The following is a 3600-nucleotide window of genomic DNA, read 5'->3' as shown; positions in this document are numbered from 1 at the left end:
TGCATCGGGACGTCGAACCGTACGCCGAGGCCATTGATGAAGTCCTTCTTCGCCTTGCCGTCGAAGATGAAGGTGTGCACGAGGCGGATCGCCTCCGATCCTGCATACAGGTACCACCGCAGCACGAAGGGCAGCCACGACCTCCCGCCCTTGCGATGCACGCCTTCAACTCTGACGACGGCGCGCACCGGTCCTTCCTGCTCGACCTCAACCTTCTCGATGTGGCTGATGAACCGCTCGGTCTTGGGCCGGTCGGGATCGTCGGTGCTGGGTGTGTCCTGCCGAGAGGCCACGAGCGTGCCCGCCCGTGCGATCACATGGCCGTTGCGAGCGATCGAGGTGATGACCTCCTCACCCTTGGTCGCGAACGTCACCTGGATCGGACCCGTGTCGACGACGACGTCCCGGCGCCCGGTGGTCACGGTCACCGGGGTCTGTGGTCGAGCGGGATCGCCGGTGCTCAGCGCGTAGGCGTCGGCACGCGGTGCTGCCTCGCTGATCGCATGGGCCGTCCACTTGACGGAGCCATCGGGCCACCACCCGGTGATCCAGCTCTGCAGCGGCACGGGCGCGCCGTCGTCGGCGGTCATGGCCAGCGGCTGGTCCTCCGCGAGGGTGCCGCGCGGCCACGGGACACCCCACGTGGCGCCTGCAGCGAGCGCTTCCGGAGCAGCGCCGTCGAGCCAGCGGATGTCCACCGGATCCGCTGGATCCGGTGAGCGTGGCACGCCGGCAGCCGGAGCTGCGGCGGCGGGCGCCGGTTCCAGCGAGGCGGCGAGGGTGCCGGCGGCGCTCGCGGCCAGCGTGGACATGAGAACGGTTCGTCGCGTGGGGTGGACCACGGTGCTCCTTCACGTCGGTGTGGGAACGAGCCGCGACCGTCGGTGGGCACCACTCGCGTACAGCACGGTGGTCGTTCAGCGGCAGTCGCAGCCGAGAACGGACATTTCCGAGCAGCGGTGAACGGTTCTGGCGGTTTTGCGAGATCCTGCTCCCGCCATCAGGCACGATCCGGGCGGGAGGTGAGGGCGATGCGGCTGCCACGGGCGCGCCACGAGTTCCTGCTGCGTGAGCTGCAGCTGCGCGGAAGCGTGCGCTCCGCCGATGTCGCGGAGGCACTCGGGGTGTCCGAGGTGACGATCCGGCGCGACGTGGTGGAGCTGGATCGGCAGGGTCTCCTCGCGCGGGTGCACGGTGGCGCGATCGCGTTGACCGCAGAGCGTGAGCCGGCTCCGGCACGCACACTCGCGGGGCTGGTGGTCCCGAGCCCCACGGGCCACTTCGCCGCTGCCGTGCGCGGCGCGGAGTCGGTGGCCGCATCGCGGCGCGTGCGGCTCGTGCTCGGCGGCACCGACTACGTGCACGAGATCGAGGAGCGGCAGGTGCGCAGGCTGCTCTCGCTGGGGGTCGAGGGGCTGCTGATCGCGCCGACCACGCGCGATCGGGACGAGGACGAGATCGCCGAGTGGGTCAGCTCGATCCCGGTGCCGTGCGTCATCCTCGAGCGGAGGTTCGCGACCTCGGCTGTGCAGCCGTACGACTATGTGCGCACGGACCATGCCTACGGAGCTGCGCTCGCCGTCGAGCACTTCGCTCGACTGGGCCACGATGCCGTGGCGATCGCCGTCTTCGACCGGACGCCGACCGCATCCTCGGTGCGGGCCGGCCACCGGGCGGCCGTGGAGCGGCTCGGACTGCGGCCGGCGCCGGACCTGTCGCTGCCGAAGTCGGAGGAGGACCGGCCCGGCGTGGGCGAGATGCTCGAACGGCTGCTGCGGGAGTGCCGCAGTTCCGGCACCCGCGCCGTGCTCGTCCACACCGATGACCACGCCACCCGACTGGTCGAGCTCGCCCTCGACCGGGGCGTCGATGTGCCAGGCGACCTCGCGATCATCGCGTACGACGACGAGTTCGCCGACCTGTGCGCGGTGCCGCTGACGGCCGTGAGTCCGCCACGTCACGAGCTCGGTCGCGAGGGCCTGCGGCTGCTGCTCGATCACCTCGCAACGCCGGATGAGGCCCGCTCGCCCCGGCACCTCGACCTGCTTCCTCGCCTGATGGTGCGTGACTCCTGCGGCGGCGCGCGCTGATCGCTCGGCTCGAGGCTGACCGGTTTTGTCGGTTTCTGCTCAGGCGCGGCCGGATCATCCGAGGATCGCCGCGGGCCGTCGAGAGGCGACGGCGAGCAAGGAGGCTCTGTGATGGCATCGAGGAAGCGCCGCGTGTGGGCCGCGGCCGGAGCAGTGGCGGCGGCAGCACTCGCGTTGAGCGCGTGCAATGGCGGCGGCGGCGGCGAGCCGGACGCGGGCGAGGACGTCACGCTGCTGTTCACGTTCTGGGGTGACAACTCCCGGGCCGACCGCTACGAGGAGGCGATCGACCTCTTCACGGCCGAGCACCCGAACGTGACGATCCAGACCCAATTCTCGGCGATGTCGGACTACTGGACCGCGCGCAACACCGAAGGGGCAGCCGGCAGCCTCCCGGACGTGGTCCAGATGGACCTGCCGGTGCTCGATGAGTTCGTCAGCCGTCAATGGCTGCTTCCGTTGGACGAGTACATGGGCGAGACGATCGACGTCTCCACGATCTCCGAGGGTCTGTTGCCCGCTGCCCAGCTCAACGGGGAGACCTACGGCATCCCCACCGGGCAGAGCACGCTGGCGGTGTTCGTCGACAACGACGTGGTGGACACCCTCGGCGTTGCGGTGCCCGAAGCGCCACTGACCTGGGATGACTACGACGAGTACCTGGCCGAGATCGCTGCCGCCGGTGCCGACTCCGATCCGGTGGTGTACGGCTCGACCAACTACACGAAGATCCTCGTGGCGTTCCAGATGTGGCTTCAGCAGGAGGGGCTGGAGTTCTTCGACGACTCCGGCGCGCTGGCGTTCGAGCCCCAGGACCTCACTCGGTGGTGGGAGCGGAGCGTGCCGAACTTCGCCAACGGGGCGTTCATCCCGCTCGAACGGTCGGCTCAGATCGAGGGCGACGGCATCGCTTCTGGCCAGATCGGTGCGGACATCAGCTGGTCCAACTTCCTCACGCGATTCACCGAGGGCAGCGCCGGGCACCAGTACACGATGCTGCCGGTCCCCTCGAACACCGAGCAGAGCGGCATGTTCCTCAAGCCGGGGCTGCTGCTCTCGATCTCACAGCACTCCGAGAACCCCGACGTGGCGGCAGAGTTCGTCGACTTCATCACCAACTCGCCGGAGGTCGGTGCGATCTTCGGCTTCTCGCGCGGCGTGCCGGCCTCCTCAGCCGCCCTCGAGGGAGTCGAGCAGAACGAGCTTGATGTCCAGACCGCGGAGTACGAGCAGGGCCTGTCGGAGTTCCTCACCGGTCGCACGCCGCCCTCGGTGGCAGGGTCGGGCAGCATCGAGGCCGAGTTCATGCGGCTGGCGGACGAGATCGGCTACGGCACGGTGACGCCTGAGGAGGCTGCCGAGCAGTGGTTCACCTTCGCCGAGTCCACGCTCGGGTGAGTGCAGTCCCACCCAATGCCGGTGGTGGTGAGTGTGGTCCCACTCGCGGAGCTCGCGTGGGACCGCACTCGCCGGCGCGGCGGGAGGTGGGGGCGGTGGCCCGCAGAGCTGA

Annotated in this window: 2 protein-coding genes and 1 pseudogene; 2 read left to right on the top strand and 1 reads right to left on the bottom strand. The window is 69.6% G+C overall.

Annotated features, from left to right (window positions below):
* Window positions 1-812: pseudogene (locus tag ACOJSN_RS22770) on the bottom strand (Tat pathway signal sequence domain protein); the annotation flags it as partial.
* Between the two features lie 219 nt (window positions 813-1031).
* Between ACOJSN_RS22770 and ACOJSN_RS22765 the strand changes: the two are divergent.
* Entirely contained in the window at window positions 1032-2090 is a 1059-nt protein-coding gene (locus ACOJSN_RS22765; RefSeq protein ID WP_420114770.1) for a LacI family DNA-binding transcriptional regulator, read from the top strand.
* Between the two features lie 111 nt (window positions 2091-2201).
* Window positions 2202-3488, top strand: a complete 1287-nt coding sequence (locus ACOJSN_RS22760; RefSeq protein WP_420114769.1) for an ABC transporter substrate-binding protein — start codon at window positions 2202-2204, stop codon at window positions 3486-3488.
* Window positions 3489-3600 lie beyond the last annotated feature (112 nt).

Source organism: Pseudactinotalea sp. (genome assembly GCF_048594945.1).
Taxonomy (GTDB): Bacteria; Actinomycetota; Actinomycetes; order Actinomycetales; family Beutenbergiaceae; genus Pseudactinotalea.
Note: the sequence above shows the minus strand (reverse complement) of the source record. Positions and strands in the feature narration are given on the sequence as shown.